The sequence below is a fragment of the Bradyrhizobium sp. SEMIA genome (genome assembly GCF_014844175.1).
Lineage (GTDB): Bacteria > Pseudomonadota > Alphaproteobacteria > Rhizobiales > Xanthobacteraceae > Bradyrhizobium > Bradyrhizobium arachidis.
In genome coordinates, this window is the sequence record NZ_CP046601.1 from 4,753,577 (window position 1) to 4,770,063 (window position 16,487).

The window sequence follows — 16,487 nt, forward strand, 5'->3', positions numbered from 1 at the left end:
CGGTTAAAAACTCCGGCCGTTTGAGGGAGAAAAACGTGAGATCCAAGGTTATTGGCGCAGTGTCATTGGCGGTCGCTGCGGCTGGGCTGTTTGCCGCCACTGCACCTGCCTTTGCGCAGCAGAAGACGATTACGGTCTGGTGGGGCAAGGGCTTCTACCGCTCCGAAGACGACGCGCTGATCGAGACGATCAAGAAATTCGAAGCCAAGACCGGTATCAAGGTCGAATTGTCGCAATACGCGATCCAGGACATGATTCCGAAGACGGTCGCCGCGCTCGATGCCGGCACCGTGCCCGATGTCGCCTATTCCGATTCCTATGACGTGCAGGCGCAGGGCAAGTGGGCCTATGAAGGCAAGCTCGAGGACCTCAGCGATGTCATGGAGCCGATCAAGGACCGGTTCGTGCAGAACACGCTGGATGCCTCGATCCTCTATAACGACGTCGCCAAGAAGAAGGCCTATTACGGCTTCCCGCTGAAGCAGCAGAGCATGCATGTCGAGATCTGGAACGACATGCTGGAGAAGGCCGGCTTCAAGCTTTCCGACATCCCGACCGATTGGGCGGGCTACTGGACGTTCTGGTGCGACAAGGTGCAGCCGGCGATCCGCAAGGCGACCGGCCAGCGCATCTACGGCGTCGGCCAGCCGATGGGCGTGGAGTCCACCGACGCCTTCCAGTCGTTCTACACCTTCATGGACGCCTACCACGTCAAGCTGGTCGACGACGACGGCAAGCTGCTGGTCGACGATCCCAAGGTGCGCGAGAACCTGATCAGTGCGCTGAAGGACTACACCGACACCTACATCAAGGGCTGCACCCCGCCGTCCTCGACCACCTGGAAGGATCCGGACAACAACGTCGCCTTCCACAACAAGACCATCGTGATGACCCACAACTTCACGATTTCGATCGCGGCGAAGTGGTTCGAGGACTCGCAGAACCAGGCGCTGACCCAGGAGCAGCGCGACGCCGGCAAGAAGGCCTATGAGCAGGACATCGTCACGGCGTCCTTCCCGAAGGCGCCCGATGGATCGACCATCCGCTACCGCTCCGACGTCAAGACCGGGCTGATCTTCACCGCGGCCAAGAACAAGGCCGAGGCCAAGCAGTTCATCAGCTTCCTGCTCCAGGAAGAGAATGTCCGTCCCTATATCGAGGGCGCGCTCGGCCGCTGGTTCCCGGTGACGAAGGAAAGCCAGGCCAGCCCGTTCTGGCAGGCCGACAAGCATCGCAAGGCGGTCTATGCCCAGTTCACCGGCGGCACCGCCGCGTTCGACTTCACCAAGAACTGGAAGTTCACCATTCTCAACAACGAGAACGTGTGGGCGAAGGCGATGAACCGTGTGGTCAGCGAGAAGGTCCCGGTCGACAAGGCCGTGGACGAGCTGATCGCCCGCATCAAGCAGGTCGCGGGTTAACTCGTCCTCACCTCTCCCCGCCTTGCGGGGAGAGGTGTAAGACCAACACCGGCCGCCTCGTGCGGCCGGAAGTCCTTTCAAAGAGTCCGAAAGAATGGCGATCACGCTCTCTGGCGATCAGGCACTCCCCGGCCCACCCTTGTCGTCGCGGCTGACCCCGGCGCAGGTCTGGGGCATCATCCTGCTCGCGCCCTATCTGCTGGTTTTCCTCGCCTTCGTCGTCTATCCCGTCTGCTACGGGCTATGGCTGGCGCGCGCTCCGGCGAACTATGTCGCGCTGTACAACGACCCGATCTTCGCGCGTGCCGCAGTCAACACGCTGATCTTTCTGGTCATCGGCATCAACATCAAGATGCTGATCGCGCTGTTCCTGTCCGGCTTCTTCGCCATGCAGCGCACCTGGATCAAATGGCTCTCGGTGATCTTCATCCTGCCCTGGGCAGTGCCGTCGATCCCGACCATCCTGTCGGTGCGCTTCATGCTCAACCCCGAATGGGGCGTGATCAACCACCTCATCTTCTCCTTCACCGGCGATGACGGCCCGAACTGGCTGAACGACCCGACTGTGGCGCTGAGCATGGCGATCGGCGTGCACATCTGGAAGTCGCTGCCATTCTGGACGCTGATCCTGATCACCGGACGCCTTGCGATCTCGCACGACCTGTTCGAGGCCGCCGAGGTCGACGGCGCGAGCTGGTGGCAGAAATTCCGCTACATCACCTGGCCGTCGATGCAGACGCTCTACATCACCTGCACGCTGCTCTCGATGATCTGGACGCTCGGCGACTTCAACAGCGTCTATCTGCTCACCGGCGGCGGTCCGGCCGACCTCACGCATGTGCTGGCGACGCTCGGTATCCGCTATCTCCGGCTAGACCAGCTCTCGCTCGCGATGGCCTCCATCGTCTGCGCGATGCCGTTCGTCCTGCCGCTCGTGTACTTCATGATGAAACGGTTGTCGCGATGAAGCTTCCCTCTCTCCGTGACGTCGCGACGGAAGCGCGGCTGCTCCTGATCGGCATTCCCGTCTTCCTGTGGACGATGATTCCGATCTATCACATGTTCTTGTTCGCGATCTCCCCGAAGGAGGACGCGTTCTCGGGCAAGCTGTGGCCGGACCACCCGACGCTGCACAACTTCGAGATCGTGTTCAAGCAGCAGCATTACTTCCTGCGCGACTTCTACGTGCAGTTCTGGAATTCGACGCTGATCGCAGCCGCGGTCGGCGTGCTGACGCTGTTCGTCGCCACGGCCGCGGCGTTCTCGATCTCGCGGCTGAAGGTGCCGGGCGGGCGCATGGTGCTGAACCTCGCGCTGTTCACCTATTTCATCCCCGCGGCGTTCCTCGCCGTGCCGATGTACCGCACCATGGGCAATTACGGCCTGCTCAACAATCACTGGTCGCTGATCCTGGCGATGGTGACGATCGCCAGCCCCTATGCGATCTGGGTGCTCAAGCAGGCCTCCGACAAGCTCCCGGTCGAGCTGGATGAGGCCGCGGTGATGGACGGCGCGACCACGCTGCAGATCTTCCGCCTGGTGTACCTGCCGCTGATGATGCCCTCGCTGGTCGCGATCGGCACTTATGCGGTGCTGCTGGCCTGGAACGAGTACCTCTACGCGTTCCTGCTGCTCTCGAACGACCGCGAGATCACGCTGCCCGTGGCGCTCGGCAACTTCCTCGCCGCCGACGACTCGCCGTGGGAGCTGTTGATGACCACCGGCTTCATCTACGCGCTGCCGCCAGCCGCGGTCTATTACGCCTTCCGCCGCTACATGGTGGGCGGGCTCACCGCGGGTGCGGTGAAGTCCTGAATGTCAGATGTGCACTTCCCGCGGTGCGCCCATAGGAGGGCGGCCGCGGGGAGATGCTCTCACCCCGCCTTGCGCACCGTCTGCAGGAACTCCGCGACGTCCTTCTTGAGCGCGCGGGCCTGATCCTGCAACGCCGACGCGGCCGTGAGCGCGGCTTCGGCGCCGGCATCGGTCTCACCCGCCACGGTGCGAACGGCGCCGACCTGGTCGGTCACGGCTGTCGTGCCGTTCGCCGCCTGCTCGACATTGCGGGCGATCTCGCTGGTTGCCGCACCCTGCTCCTCGACGGCGGAGGCAATCGTCGTCGCGATCTCCGTCATCTCGGCGATGGTTCTGCCGATCTGACCGATCGCGGCGACCGACTGTCCGGTCGAGTTCTGAATCTCGGCGACGAGCCCTGCGATCTCCTCGGTGGCGCGCGCGGTCTGGGTCGCGAGGCTCTTCACCTCGTTGGCGACCACGGCAAAGCCCTTGCCGGCGTCGCCGGCCCGCGCCGACTCGATCGTCGCATTGAGCGCCAGCAGGTTGGTCTGGCTCGCGATCGCCTGGATCAGCTGCACCACCGTGCCGATCCGCTCGGCGGAATCCGACAGCGCGCGCATCAGGGCCTCGGTCCGCGAGGCCTCTTCCTTGGCCTGGTCCGACACCGATACGGAGCGCGCGACCTGGCTGGAAATCTCCTTGATCGAGGCTGCCAGTTCGTGCGTCGCCGCCGCAACGGTCTGCACGTTCGAGGACGCCTGGGCCGATGTCGCGGCGACCTGCTCGGCCAGCGAGCGGCCCCGCTCGGCAACGCGGGCGAGGCTCGCGGCGCTCTGCCCCATCTCCTCGGCACGGCTGGAGACGCCGCCAATGACGCCCTCCATGCCGCTATCGAAGCGATCGGCAAGCTGCGCCATCATCGCCGCACGCTCCGTCTCTGCTGCGGCACGCTGCGCGGCAGACTCCTGCTCCATGCGTCGTACGGTCTGTGCGTTCCGGCGGAACACTTCGACAGCGCCAGCCATGTGACCAATTTCGTCACCGCGCCCGCCGCCCGGGATTGCCTCGTCGAGCTCGCCCGCCGCGAGGCTCTGCATGCGCAAGGTCATCTGGCCAATGGGCCGCGACACGCTGCGTCCGATCAACCAGGCCAGCAATGCACCCAGCACGAGCGCGGACGCTGCGACCGTGAACACGAGATTGCGCGTCTGATCGACCGACCCAGCCGTCAACCGGCTCTGCTCGGTGCGCGTCGCACCCAGAGCCCTGCTGATCTCGGCGCCTTGGCGTCGATCGCGCTGCTGGATTTAACCAGATCGGCCTGCGCCTTGCGCAACTCGCCCATCGCGGCAGACAGCTCGGTCAGCGTCGCCGATTGATCGGTGAGCACCTTCTTCAGGGCCGCGATCAGATTCTTCAGTCGCGGCGCCTCGACGTCGGCGATCTCCGCCTCGCTATCGGCCACCGCGGCCAGCACATAGCCAATCGTCAGCCCGGCATCGTCGGCATCGACCTGGGCTTGGGTGATGGTGTAACGCAGCACCGAGACCCGCATCGCATCCACCGTGCCGGCCAGACGCAGGGGCTGGAGCAGACGGTCGGGCTGGTTGACAAGCGCGACATTGATCGCGCCGACATCGAGACCAGCCGTGGCACCGAGCGCCTCGCTCTTGGTGCTTGCGTTGCGCAAACGGTCGACAGCGCCCGCGACTGCCGTGAAGGATTTTCGATAGGTCCCGAGCGCATCCACCAGAGCGGCGCGGCCGGCGGCGATCGCCGGCAGGCGGCCGAACTGCTGATCGACCTGATCAAAGGTCTGGCCAAAGCCGTCGATCGCCTTGATGGCGCTATCGCGGTCGCCGAGATTGCGTGTGCGGACGAATTTCTCAACGGTGACGTTCGCCGTGAGCAGCGCGGCGTGCACGCGCGCCATGCCGGCATCGCCGTCGGCGCTGGTCACGAGCTCTCCGACGGTGCCGCCGATCTCGGACAGCCGCATGACGGCGAGCAGCGCCAGCACGCAGAGGAAACCCAGCACCAGCGCGAAGCCGCCGAAGATGCGCGGGCGAATGCCGATGCGTGACAGGATCAATGACAGGTTCATGATGTTTCCCGCGCGATTACGGCGTCGCCCGGATCCGGGCGAGCAGATCCTTGCCGAAGCGCTTCTCGAACTCGGGCTCGAGAGGCTTCACGGCATCGATGAAGGGTTGGCGGTCGACCTTTTCGATGATCTCCATGCCGCCCTTGCGAAGCTCCTCGATTTTCTTCGTCTCCTCCGCGACGCCACTCTTCCAGGTCGCCTCCGCGCCGGCCTTTGCCGCGGCGATGATCGCGACCTGGTCCGCGGGCGTGAGAGCCTGGAACGCATCGCGATTGGCAACGAAAGCAATGGGAGCGAAGAAATGGCCCGTCAGGCTGGCATATTTCTGCACCTCCTCGAGATGGCTGGCGGCAATCGTCGCGACCGGGTTCTCCTGCCCGTCGATACGGCCGTCCTTCAGTGCGGAATACACCAGCGTGAATTCCATCGGCACGACCTCGGCGCCCAGCGCCTTGAAGGTCATCTGATAGACCTCGTTCGGGAGCACGCGGATCTTCAGGCCCCGGAGATCCGCGGGTGTCTGTATCGGCCGCTTCGAATTGGTCACGTTGCGAAAGCCCTGCTTGCCGATCGCGAGCAGCACCAATCCCTTGTCGGCGAAATGCTTGGCGAACAGCGCGCCGACCGGCCCCTCCGCGACAGCCTTGGCCTGCGCGGCATCGCGGAACAGGAACGGCACGTCGAACACGCCGAACTCCGGCACGGCGGAGCTGACCACCGAGCCCGACAGCGTCGCCATGTCGACCACGCCACTGCGCATGGCGGCCAGGATCGCCGTCTCACTGCCCATCGCGTTGCCGGCGCGTGCATCGAGGATGATGCGGCCCTGTGCGGTCTCGGCGAGCTTGCGGCGGAATTCGTCGGAGCCGATCTGCTGCGGCGACTGCGGCGAACCGTTGTACACCAGCGACACCATCTGGGTCGCAGCAGCCGACGGCGGAACAGTGAGACAGAGTAACGCCAGAACCGTGCTGGCCACACCAATATAAAGCCGCTTCATCGCCCTCTTCCCCAAGCGAGGTGACGATAGCCAGATAAGCTATATGAATTGTTAACTATGTCAGGTGGTGCCTGAGCACCATATATGATGTGTTGGACGGCTACAGCGGCGCCGCGCTCTCGCCCTGCGAGCTCGACAGTTTCGAGGCGAGCGAGGCGATCACGATGACGACCGCGATCAGGCCGATCACCAGCGTGCAGATCGCGTTGATCTCGGGCTTCACGCCGAGCCGCACCTCCGAATAGATCCGGATCGGCAGCGTCGCCGAACCTGGGCCGGTGGTGAAGCTGGCGATCACGAGATCGTCCAGCGAGAGCGTGAACGCCAGCATCCAGCCTGCGACGATCGCGGGCGCGATCAGCGGCAGCGTCACGGACACGAACGCGCGGACCGGGTTGCAGCCGAGATCCATCGCCGCTTCCTCCAGCGAGCGGTCGAGCGAGCCGAGGCGGGATTGCACCACCACCGCGACGAAGCACATCGTCAGCGTGGTATGCGCGATCGTCACCGTCCAGAAGCCGCGCTCTGCATTCAGCGCCACGAACAGCAGCAGCAGCGACAGGCCGGTGATCACCTCCGGCATCACCAGCGGCGCATAGAGCATGCCTGAGAACAGCGTGCGGCCGCGGAACCGCTCGCCGCGCGAGAGCGCCACTGCCGCGAGCGTGCCGAGCAGCGTCGCGATGGTCGCGGAGGCGACCGCGACCCGCAAGCTCATCCAGGCCGCCTCGATCATGGCGCGGTCATTGAAGAACTCGCGGTACCAGCGCAGCGACCAGCCGCCCCACACCGTCACCAGCCGCGAGGCGTTGAAGGAATAGATGACGAGGATCAGGATCGGCAGATAAAGGAACGCCAGCCCCAGCGCGAGCGAGGCGACGTTGAAGCGGGACAGGCGGGAGACCTTGCGCATGGCTCAGCGCCCCTGCTCCAGCTGCCGCTTCTGCAGCCGCTCGTAGAGCAGCAGCGGCAGCAGCAGCACCACCAGCAGCACGATCGCCGCGGCGGAGGCGACCGGCCAGTCCTTGTTGGTGAAGAATTCGAGCCACAGGGTCTGGCCGATCATCAGCGAATTGGAGCCGGCCAAAAGGTCGGGAATGACGAACTCCCCGACGATCGGGATGAAGCAGAGCAGCACGCCGGCGCCGACGCCGGGCAGCGACAACGGAAAGGTGACGAGCCAGAACACCTGCCAGGGCGGTGCGCCGAGATCGGAGGCCGCCTCCTCCAGCGCCGGCTCCATCTTGGCGAGCGTGGCGTAGAGCGGCAGGATCATGAACGGCAGATAGGAATAGACGATGCCGATATACATCGCGCCGTCGGTGGAGAGCCAGACCACGGGCTGGCTGACCAGATGCAGCGCCAGCAGGATCTGGTTGAGCAGGCCGTCATGCTGGAGGATGTTGATCCAGGCATAGATGCGGATCAGGAACGAGGTCCAGAACGGCACGATCACCAGCACCATCGCCACCGCCTGCCAGCGCTTGGGCAATCGCGCCATGCCATAGGCGATGGGATAGCCGATCAGCAGCAACAGCGCGGTCGCCGTGACGGCGACAGTGAGGCTGCGCACATAGGCGAACACGTAGATGTCGTCAGAGCCGAGCAGCTTGAAGTTATCGATCGACAGCGCGGCAAAGGCGGACTTCAGCGCCTCCCATCCCGCCGTCAGGTCGAACACCGGCTCGTAAGGCGGCTGCGCGATTGCGGTCTGCGACAGGCTGATCTTCAGCACGAAGGCGAACGGCACCAGGAAGAACAGCACCATCCAGACATAGGGCGCGATCGCGGCGAAGCGCGCAGGCCTTGCGAAGATGCGGCGCGAGCTCATGACGGCAGCACCATGCAATCGTCGGGCGTGAACCAGGCGACAACGCGCTGGTCCAGGCTGTAGGCGTCGACGTCGAGGCGCGCGCTGTTGGCGACAGACGCCTCAATCAGCCCGCCGGTGTCGAGCTTCACCTTGTAGGTGGTGGTGCCGCCGAGATAGCAGATGTCGTCGATCACGCCGTCGAGAGCGTTGATCGCGGTTTCACGACCGGCCTCGCTCACGGGTGCACGCCGCGACAGCTTGACCTTCTCGGGGCGGATCGCGACCGCAAATTTTCCTGCGCCGACCGGTTCGCGCGGCTCGGCCACCACCAGCGGACCCGCATCACGCGTGCCGATGACCAGACGATGACCGTCGCGCAATCTGGTCTCGCCGTCGAACAGGTTGATGTCGCCGACGAACTCCGCGATCCAGCGCGAGCGCGGCGCCTCGTAGAGCTCGCGGGGACGCGCGACCTGGGCAAGCTTGCCTGATTTCATCACGCCGATCCGGCTCGCCATCGTCATGGCCTCCTCCTGGTCGTGGGTGACGATGATGAAGGTCATGCCGAGCCGGCGCTGCAGCTCCATCAGCTCGCCTTGCGTGCTCTCGCGCAGCTTCTTGTCCAGCGCTGCGAGCGGCTCGTCGAGCAGCAGGAGTTGCGGCCGGCGCGCCAATGCACGCGCCAGCGCCACACGCTGGCGCTGGCCGCCGGAGAGCTGGTCGGGCTTGCGCTTCTCAAGACCCCCAAGCTTCACCAGCGCGACCATCTCCGCAACGCGCGTCGCGATCTCGGCGCGCGCCATGCCGGCGCGTTTCAGGCCGAAGGCGATGTTGTCGCGCACGGAGAGGTGCGGGAACAGCGCGTAGTTCTGGAACATCATGTTGATGGGACGCTCATGCGGCAGCGCCTGCGCGATGTCCTTGCCGCCGAGCAAAATGCGGCCCTCGTCCGGTGCCTCGAAGCCGGCGAGCATGCGCAAGAGCGTGGTCTTGCCGCAGCCGCTCGGCCCGAGCAGCGCAAAGAATTCGCCGGCCTTGATATCCAGCGAGACGCCGTCCACGGCCCGGAACGTCCCAAAGGTCTTGGCGACGTTCTCAATGCGCAATAGCGGCTGGCCCGCCCCAGGAAGCGCATTTCCGCCGGCCGCCGCCGCGGCATCCCTTCTGGGCAACTCGTCCGTCATGGTCCCTGCCAACCCCGATTCCGCTGCACGCTAGCGGCCGATTGGCCTTTGCTCAACCGGTTCGGGATGGATCCTCACATCACGTTCGCCATGAACGCCGCCAGCGCATCGCGGTCCGCCTGAGGCATGGTCAGGCCAAGCTTGGAGCGACGCCACAGGATGTCCTCCGGGAAGCGCGCCCATTCGTGGGTCATGAGATAGCGCACTTCGGCGCCGGTCAGCTCGGGTCCGAACGCGGGGCCGAGATCGTCGCCGGTGTGCGCCTCGCCGAGTACCGTCGATAGGCGCGAGCCATAGGCCGCAACGAGACGCTGGGCCTGCGGCTCGGTAAGAAAGCGCCAGCGATCACGCGCGAGGTCGACCTCGGTGTCGAAACGATCCCAGGCGAAATCGCCGCCGGGCAGCGGTGCACCTGCCGTCCAGGGTCGCGACATCGGATAGAACGGCGTCAGCCGCGTCACCGCGCGCTCGGCGCGCAGGCGCGAGGTGGTGACGTCGCCGCCGAACATCGTGATCAGCGGCGCCTTGCGCCGGCGTGCGTGGAACAGCGTGGTGCCGTCGCGCCCGCGTGCGGACGCCAGCGTCAGGTTGACGCCCGAGACCGTCCGGACCACGTCGGTCGGGGCAACACGCTCACGGAAATAGCGGCTCGCCGCCTCGCAGAGATAGCTGACATCGGCACCCGGCATCGCCACGATGGCGGGATCGCCGGTGAACGCGTGCGTGACCGTGCCGACCAGCGTGAAGTCGCGCTCGAAGGGCTGTGCGAAGATCAGCCGTCCATCGCTGTTCTGGAAGACGTAGACATTGTCTGACTCGAACAGCCTCGACACGATGATCTGGCTCATCTGCGTGGCCGCCATCGCAGGCTGCGGCTGCCGCAGCACGGTGTCCGCGACCATCGAGGTCCAGGCGCCGGTGGTGTTGGCGAGAGCGCGCGACGTAATGATGCGGCGGTGGCCGCGATCGACCACCGCGAGCCGCCAGGTGTCGGTCCTGTCGGCGCGCACGCAGCGCGCCCCGGTACAGATCGCGGCGCCGCGTTCGGCGGCGTCCAGCGCCGTGAGCACCACCAGGCGGGAATCGTCGACCACGCAGTCCGAATATTCGAACGCCATGCCGAACGGACGTTTCAGCGCGTTACCGACGGGATGATGTGTGATGTCGAGGGTCGCTGACGGCGGCAGGCCGCCTCGCTTCGTGAGTCCGTCATAGACATACAGGCCGGCACGCAGCAGCCAGGGCGGGCGCTCCTCGGAATGGGCGGGGATGACGAAACGCATCGGCCGCACCAGATGCGGCGCAATCCGAAGCCAGATCCCGCGCTCGGCGAGCGCCCGGCGCACCCGCCAGAACCCGCGGCGCTCCAGCACCGACAGATCGCCATGGACCAGCCGCGGCGTCGCCGACGAGGCTGCGCCGCCGAGATCGCCCTGCTCCAGCAGAATGACGCGCAGGCCGCGGCCGGCCGCATCGCGGGCGAGGCTGACACCGTTCAGGCCGCCGCCGATGATCGCAAGGTCGTAATCCGCCATGAAGCCGTCGGGTGGGAGCGAAGCTCACCATCACTAGAGCCATTTCCGTTCCGATGAAATCAGAACGGGGCTCTAGATTCTTATTTTGACGCGTTTTCTTGACGCGAACCGGCGGCCACTTCGCTCGAAAACGCTCTAGCCGGTCTTGAGCGCAAGCTCCATGGCCTCGGCGCGGCCGACGAGGCCGGCATATTTCTCGATCGGCAGCGGCTTGCCGAGCAGATAACCCTGCACGCCGTCGCAGCCTTCCTTGGCGAGGAAGGCGAGCTGCTCGACGGTTTCGACGCCCTCGGCGATGATCGACATTTCGAGGCCGTGGCCGAGATCGATCACGGCGCGCACGATTGCGGCCGATTGCGGATTGCGACCAAGATTGATGATGAAGGCGCGGTCGATCTTGATCTTGTCGAACGGGAACGCCTGGAGATAGCTCAGCGAGGAATAGCCGCTGCCGAAATCGTCCATGGAGATGCGCACTCCGAGCGCCTTCAGCCGGCGGAGCAGCGCCAGGCCGCGATCGAAGTCCTCGATCAGCACGCCCTCGGTGATTTCGAGCTCGAGCCGGCCGGGCGCAAGGCCCGTCTCGATCAGGATCGAATGGACGAGGCCGACCACGTCGCCGTGCATGAACTGCGCCGGCGACAGGTTGACTGCGACCTGGAGCGGATTCGGCCAGGATGCCGCCTCGCGGCAGGCCTCGCGCAGGATCCACTCGCCCATCTCGACGATCAGGCCGCTCTCTTCCGCGATCGGGATGAATTCGGCCGGCGAGACCTGGCCGCGCACCGGATGCTGCCAGCGCGCCAACGCCTCGAAGCCGATGATGTCGCTTTCGGCGACGCTGTGACGCGCGACGCCCTGCGGCTGGAAGGCGAGTGAGAGCTCGCCGTTCTTGATCGCCATCGACAGGTCCTGGTGCAGCACGCGGCGGTCGCGGATCTGCTGGTCCATCTCCGGCTGGTAGAGGCTGATCGTGCCGCGCGACTTCTGCTTGGCGCGGAACAGCGCCGCACCGGCATTGGCGAGCAGCGAGGCCGCGTCAGCGCCATTGTGCGGGAAAATCGACATGCCCGTGGTGACGCCGGCGCGAACCGGCCGGCCGTCGATCTGGAATTCCTGGGCGACGGCCTCGCCGATCTGCCGCGCCAGCGCGAGGCCCGCCTCCGGCTGCTTGCCGTCGATGATGAGGCCGAACTCGTCGCCGGACAGGCGTGCCACCACGCCGCCGCGCGCGGAGTCCTGGAGCCGCTGGGCCACCTCGATCAGGAGCTTGTCGCCGAGCGCATGGCCGAAGACGTCATTGACCTCCTTGAGGCCGTCGAGATCGACGCAGAGGACGGCGAACTCCTCGCCGGTACCTTCGCAGGCCTCGATCATCTGGGTCAGCGCCTGCAGGAAGGCGGCGCGGTTCGGCAAGTCCGTCAGGCCGTCGTGATAGGCCATATGCGCCATGCGCGACTCGGTCTGCCGGCGGTCGGTGACGTCCTCGTGGGTCTTGATCAGGTATTGCGGCTCGCCGGCATCGCTGAGCACGGTGGCGCGGCGGGTCAGGAACAGCCGCAGGCCGTCCTTGGTGGAGATCGGGTGCTCTTCCGTGATCATGCCGCGCTTCTTGATCGCGGCCTCGTCGCGCGCGATGATCAGCTTGGCTTCCTTGGGATTGAAGATGTCGGATGCGGTCAGGCCCGTGGCTTCCTCGCGCCTGCGGTTGAGGATCGTCTCGGCGCTGCGGTTGGCGAGCAGATAGCGGCCATCCTTGACCTGCTCGACGATCAGCGCCACCGGGATGTTGTCGACCACGAGCTCAAGGAACTTCTTGGTGCTCTCCAGCTCCTGCGACAGCGAGCGGCGGTCGGTGATGTCCTCGAACACCAGCATCAGGAATTCGGGCTTGTTGCTTTCGTTGCGGACCACGATCCGGATCGAGGCCACCATGCGGCGTTCGCCGCCGCGCTCGACCTCGAACTCGTTGCGATACTGCCCGTCCGGCGCCAGCAGCGCGGTCCGGTCGGTCGCCTCGATGCTCGCGGCCGATTTCGGCGCGAACAGCTCGCGCGCGTTCTTGCCGACGACGTGGTCGCGCGAAAAGCCCCAGAAGCGTTCATAGGCGCTGTTGGCGAAGATGTAGCGGCCGTCCTCGATGCTCTTGGCGGCGACGCAGGCCGGCACGTTGTCGAGCACCGTCTCCAGGAATTGCTTGGTGGAGGCGAGCTGCCGCGACAGCTTGCGCTGCTCGCTGACATCGAGATGGGTCGCCACCGACCCGCCGTTCGGCAGGATGAAATATTTGACCAGGATGGCTCGGTTGTCAGGCAGCTCGGTGACCAGGCCGTTGGGGCTCGCCGCCTTTTCGTAGAACTCCTCGTCGGAGACGCCGCCGAGCACGCCGCGCTTGCGCCTGAGCTCGAGGATGTCGTAGCCGGTCATGCCGGCGCGGAGATCCGACCGGGTCAGGCCGTAGATCTCCAGATAGCGGTCGTTGCAGAAGATGATGCGCCGCTGCGCATCCGTCATCACCACGCCCTGGTTGAGATTGTTCATGGCGGAGGAGACGAAGGCATTGCGCCGCAGTTGCAGGCGCCTGGTCCGCCGCAGCGAGGAATGGATCCACAGCACAATGGCGGCGAGGAACGCGCAGATCGCGATGCCCGCGATCAGGGCCTCCCAGACCACGCTCGGATCGAGCTGGCCGAGATAGCTCGGCGGGGCGAAGCTGTCCGAGAGCGCATAGGCGCGCGCGGGCGCCACCGCGCCGGCCAGGCACAGCACGGCCTGCACAGCAATCGGAAGCGTGCTGCCCACGTGCCAGTTCTTCTCAGCCATCAGCCACCCGCGATTTCAACGTCGGATTGTCTGGCCTCGCGGGTTTGGATCGGGTAAACGCCTGTACGCGCAACAGAAAAATGTGACGTGAAATACGGCAATTGCCCTGACATGATAAATGCTTCCTTAACGGACAACGGCCCCGCGCCGTTGCAGCCGGGTTTGATACCACCAGCGCTTCCAGCGGACATGCTGCACAACCATGGATAGGGTCGACTGTGTCGTCATCGGAGCCGGCGTGGTCGGGCTCGCGGTGGCGCGAAAGCTCGCCCAGGCCGGGCGCGAGGTCATCGTGCTGGAGGCGGCCGAGGCGATCGGCACCGTCACCTCCTCGCGCAACAGCGAGGTGATCCATGCCGGCATCTACTACCGCGCCGGCAGCTGGATGGCGCGCATGTGCGTCAGCGGCAAGCACGCGCTCTACCGCTACTGCACCGAGCGCGGCATCCCGCACAAGAATTGCGGCAAGCTGATCGTCGCGACCAGTCCGAAAGAGACCGAGAAGCTGCAATCGATCAAGGCGCATGCCGAGGCCAATGGGGTGCTCGACATGCAGCTGCTATCAGGCGAGGCCGCACGCGAGCTGGAGCCGGCGCTGGCCTGCGACGCCGCGCTGCTCTCGCCCTCGACCGGCATCATCGACAGCCACGCCTACATGCTGTCGCTGCGCGGCGAGGCCGAGGAATCCGGCGCGGCTTTCGCGTTTCACACGCCGCTGATCCGCGCCAAGGCGGCCGGCGGCGTGATCGAGATCGACGCCGGCGGCGTAAGCGCCGATGACCTTGCAGTGCAGCCTGCTCGTCAATGCCGCGGGGCTTTCGGCAACCACGGTGGCGCGTCTCATCGACGGCATGCCGATCGACCGGATTCCGCCGGCCTATCTCGCCAAGGGAAACTATTTCAGCTGCAACGCGAAGGCGCCGTTCTCGCGCCTGATCTATCCGGTGCCGGAGCCTGGCGGGCTTGGCGTGCATCTGACGCTGGACATGGCAGGGCAGGCGCGTTTCGGCCCCGACGTCGAATGGATCGAGACGATCAATTACGAGGTCGACCCGTCACGCGCCGAGCGCTTCTATCCGGCGATCCGCAAATATTGGCCGACGCTGCCTGACGGCGCGCTGATGCCGAGCTATTCGGGCATTCGCCCGAAGATCGTGCCGCCCGCGGTCGCCACGCAGGATTTTCTGATGCAAGGCCCGCTCGATCACGGCGTCGAAGGTCTGGTCAATCTGTTCGGCATCGAATCGCCGGGACTGACGTCGTCGCTCGCGATCGCCGATCACGTCGCCGAGCTTGCAGGACTCTAAGCGCCGCGCAAACATCCTTGCTTGCGCGGTGTCGCACCTTCCGGCAGGGACGAGCGCAACAGCGTCCATCCCTGCGTGAAAGGGTGCGGTCAACTCAATGCTGTTACGGGGGTTACTAGTGGAGCGTATCGCCTTGCTTCAGACGCTCGATCTGGTCCTTGACCATCAACTTCCGGCGCTTCAACTCAACAATTTGCAGGTCGTCTGTTGAAAGGTGCACGAGAGCTTCGTGCAATTCGTTTTCGAGAAGTTTGTGCTTCCGCTCCAATTCAACCAGATGTGCCTGAATTGTCATTCGAAACCTCCTCGGTAGGGGTGAACCTCAGGATTCGATCCGGACGCGCAACTCTACATCACCGATTCGTTCTGTCGATATCTATCCGTCGTCTCAGCTTCATTTTTGAAAATTCATATGTAACGAACGGTGAGTAAGGAACCGCGCTGGAAAAATCCATGATATCAATGCGCTTGCGCAGCGCTGCCGCGAATCGCTGAAATATCCCGCGGGAGATCGGTGAGCAACGGCCCGAGATCGCTTGCGATCACGCCGCGCAAGGACGATAATTTCCACAGGGCATCCACAGCCTTAATCTCAAGCCCATCGGTTTTCGGCCACCGCAGACATGACCAATGAAGACGAGCGTGAGCTCGAAGCCGAGCTCACCCGGTTGCAGCAGGAACACCGAGATCTCGATGCGGCGATCGATGCATTGCATCAATCGCCCGCCCCCGACCTGTTGCGCTTGCAGCGGTTGAAGAAGCGCAAGCTGTTACTGCGCGACCGCATCGCGTTCATCGAAGACCAGATCACGCCCGACATCATCGCCTGATCCGCGCTGGCGTTTCGCGGCGGCCTTGCGCGCCTCTGAATCCGCTTGACTCCAAAAGAACAAAATAGGAACATTCAAGCACCCTACGCCCCCAGGAAACGCCCAAGGGCTCCGCAAGGAGTCCACACAAGGACAACGCAGATGTCGGCAACCGCCCTTCTCGACAACAGCCATTACGAACAGGCCTGCGATCAGGCAATCGCGATGTGCGACGGCAATCTGCGCAGCACCATCAAGGCGCTGATCATGGCCAACGAATATCTCGAAGCCGAGCTCGAGGAGTTGCAGGCGGCGATTGCGGCCGGCTGCATTCCAGAGACCTCACGCAGCAAGATGCGGAGCAGTAGCGCCGCCTGATTTTATTCCCGGAGCAACGCCATGTCGGACGTGACCTACTACGTTGCAATGCCCTTCCTGATCGATGCCGACGGATCGCCGGTCGCAGGCACCGCGGAGGAATGCCAGAGCTCGACGGCCGCGTTGCGGCGCGCCGAGATCATGGCCCACGTTGCAGGCCATATCGGTGCGGTCGCGTTCAGCCGCAGCGGCGATCCCATGACCGGCGAATTCGGCGACGCCACGCTGCTGCGCAAATTCGGCAACGTGCCGGAAGATCTCGCGACGCTTTAGAGGATTATTGTTTGAGCATGATCTTTCCGGAAAACCGCTGCAC

General features: G+C 64.7%; 13 protein-coding genes and 2 pseudogenes. 7 read left to right on the forward strand and 8 right to left on the reverse strand.

Annotation, left to right across the window (positions count from 1 at the left end; all coding sequences use genetic code 11):
- Nucleotides 1-35 precede the first annotated feature (35 nt).
- From FOM02_RS23325 to FOM02_RS23335, 3 genes are all read left to right on the forward strand, one after another.
- Nucleotides 36-1,421 carry an ABC transporter substrate-binding protein gene (locus FOM02_RS23325; protein WP_027561013.1) on the forward strand — a complete coding sequence of 462 codons (1,386 nt, stop codon included), beginning with the start codon at nucleotides 36-38 and terminating at the stop codon, nucleotides 1,419-1,421.
- 94 nt (nucleotides 1,422-1,515) lie between these two features.
- Nucleotides 1,516-2,388: a carbohydrate ABC transporter permease gene (locus FOM02_RS23330; protein WP_027561014.1), complete on the forward strand. Its 873-nt coding sequence runs from the start codon at nucleotides 1,516-1,518 to the stop codon at nucleotides 2,386-2,388.
- Nucleotides 2,385-3,236, forward strand: coding sequence for a carbohydrate ABC transporter permease (locus FOM02_RS23335; protein WP_027561015.1), 852 nt, complete (start codon nucleotides 2,385-2,387; stop codon nucleotides 3,234-3,236). The genes FOM02_RS23330 and FOM02_RS23335 overlap by 4 nt, the downstream gene beginning before the upstream one ends.
- Nucleotides 3,237-3,295: 59 nt before the next feature.
- On the opposite strand, the pseudogene FOM02_RS23340 reads toward FOM02_RS23335, so the two are convergent.
- The 7 genes and pseudogenes from FOM02_RS23340 to FOM02_RS23370 form a co-directional block, all read right to left on the reverse strand.
- Nucleotides 3,296-5,322 (reverse strand): annotated as a pseudogene (locus FOM02_RS23340) (methyl-accepting chemotaxis protein).
- A 16-nt stretch (nucleotides 5,323-5,338) separates the two neighbouring features.
- Nucleotides 5,339-6,322: a TRAP transporter substrate-binding protein gene (locus FOM02_RS23345; protein ID WP_027561017.1), complete on the reverse strand. Its 984-nt coding sequence runs from the start codon at nucleotides 6,320-6,322 to the stop codon at nucleotides 5,339-5,341.
- A gap of 100 nt (nucleotides 6,323-6,422) precedes the next feature.
- The gene (locus tag FOM02_RS23350) at nucleotides 6,423-7,235 is read right to left on the reverse strand and encodes an ABC transporter permease (RefSeq protein WP_092216839.1); all 813 of its coding nucleotides are present in this window, start codon (nucleotides 7,233-7,235) and stop codon (nucleotides 6,423-6,425) included.
- 3 nt (nucleotides 7,236-7,238) lie between these two features.
- On the reverse strand, nucleotides 7,239-8,153 hold the full coding sequence (locus FOM02_RS23355; RefSeq protein WP_027561019.1) for an ABC transporter permease: 915 nt from the start codon (nucleotides 8,151-8,153) through the stop codon (nucleotides 7,239-7,241).
- Entirely contained in the window at nucleotides 8,150-9,319 is a 1,170-nt protein-coding gene (locus FOM02_RS23360) for an ABC transporter ATP-binding protein (protein ID WP_027561020.1), read from the reverse strand. The genes FOM02_RS23355 and FOM02_RS23360 overlap by 4 nt, the downstream gene beginning before the upstream one ends.
- A 74-nt stretch (nucleotides 9,320-9,393) precedes the next feature.
- Nucleotides 9,394-10,854, reverse strand: coding sequence for a glycerol-3-phosphate dehydrogenase (locus FOM02_RS23365; RefSeq protein WP_027561021.1), 1,461 nt, complete (start codon nucleotides 10,852-10,854; stop codon nucleotides 9,394-9,396).
- A gap of 135 nt (nucleotides 10,855-10,989) precedes the next feature.
- Nucleotides 10,990-13,677, reverse strand: a complete 2,688-nt coding sequence (locus FOM02_RS23370) for an EAL and GGDEF domain-containing protein (protein ID WP_027561022.1) — start codon at nucleotides 13,675-13,677, stop codon at nucleotides 10,990-10,992.
- 202 nt (nucleotides 13,678-13,879) lie between these two features.
- On the opposite strand from FOM02_RS23370, the pseudogene FOM02_RS23375 reads away from it, so the two are divergent.
- Nucleotides 13,880-14,984: pseudogene (locus tag FOM02_RS23375) on the forward strand (NAD(P)/FAD-dependent oxidoreductase).
- Between the two features lie 115 nt (nucleotides 14,985-15,099).
- Here FOM02_RS23375 and FOM02_RS23380 read toward each other — a convergent pair.
- A complete protein-coding gene (locus FOM02_RS23380) occupies nucleotides 15,100-15,279 on the reverse strand; it encodes a YdcH family protein (protein WP_025034152.1) in 180 nt (59 codons plus the stop codon).
- A gap of 328 nt (nucleotides 15,280-15,607) precedes the next feature.
- On the opposite strand from FOM02_RS23380, the gene FOM02_RS23385 reads away from it, so the two are divergent.
- The 3 genes from FOM02_RS23385 (at nucleotide 15,608) to FOM02_RS23395 (ending at nucleotide 16,444) form a co-directional block, all read left to right on the forward strand.
- Nucleotides 15,608-15,814, forward strand: coding sequence for a YdcH family protein (locus FOM02_RS23385; protein ID WP_008546179.1), 207 nt, complete (start codon nucleotides 15,608-15,610; stop codon nucleotides 15,812-15,814).
- A gap of 141 nt (nucleotides 15,815-15,955) precedes the next feature.
- The gene (locus FOM02_RS23390; protein WP_027561024.1) at nucleotides 15,956-16,171 is read left to right on the forward strand and encodes a hypothetical protein; all 216 of its coding nucleotides are present in this window, start codon (nucleotides 15,956-15,958) and stop codon (nucleotides 16,169-16,171) included.
- A 21-nt stretch (nucleotides 16,172-16,192) separates the two neighbouring features.
- On the forward strand, nucleotides 16,193-16,444 hold the full coding sequence (locus FOM02_RS23395) for a hypothetical protein (RefSeq protein WP_027561025.1): 252 nt from the start codon (nucleotides 16,193-16,195) through the stop codon (nucleotides 16,442-16,444).
- Nucleotides 16,445-16,487: the final 43 nt, after the last annotated feature.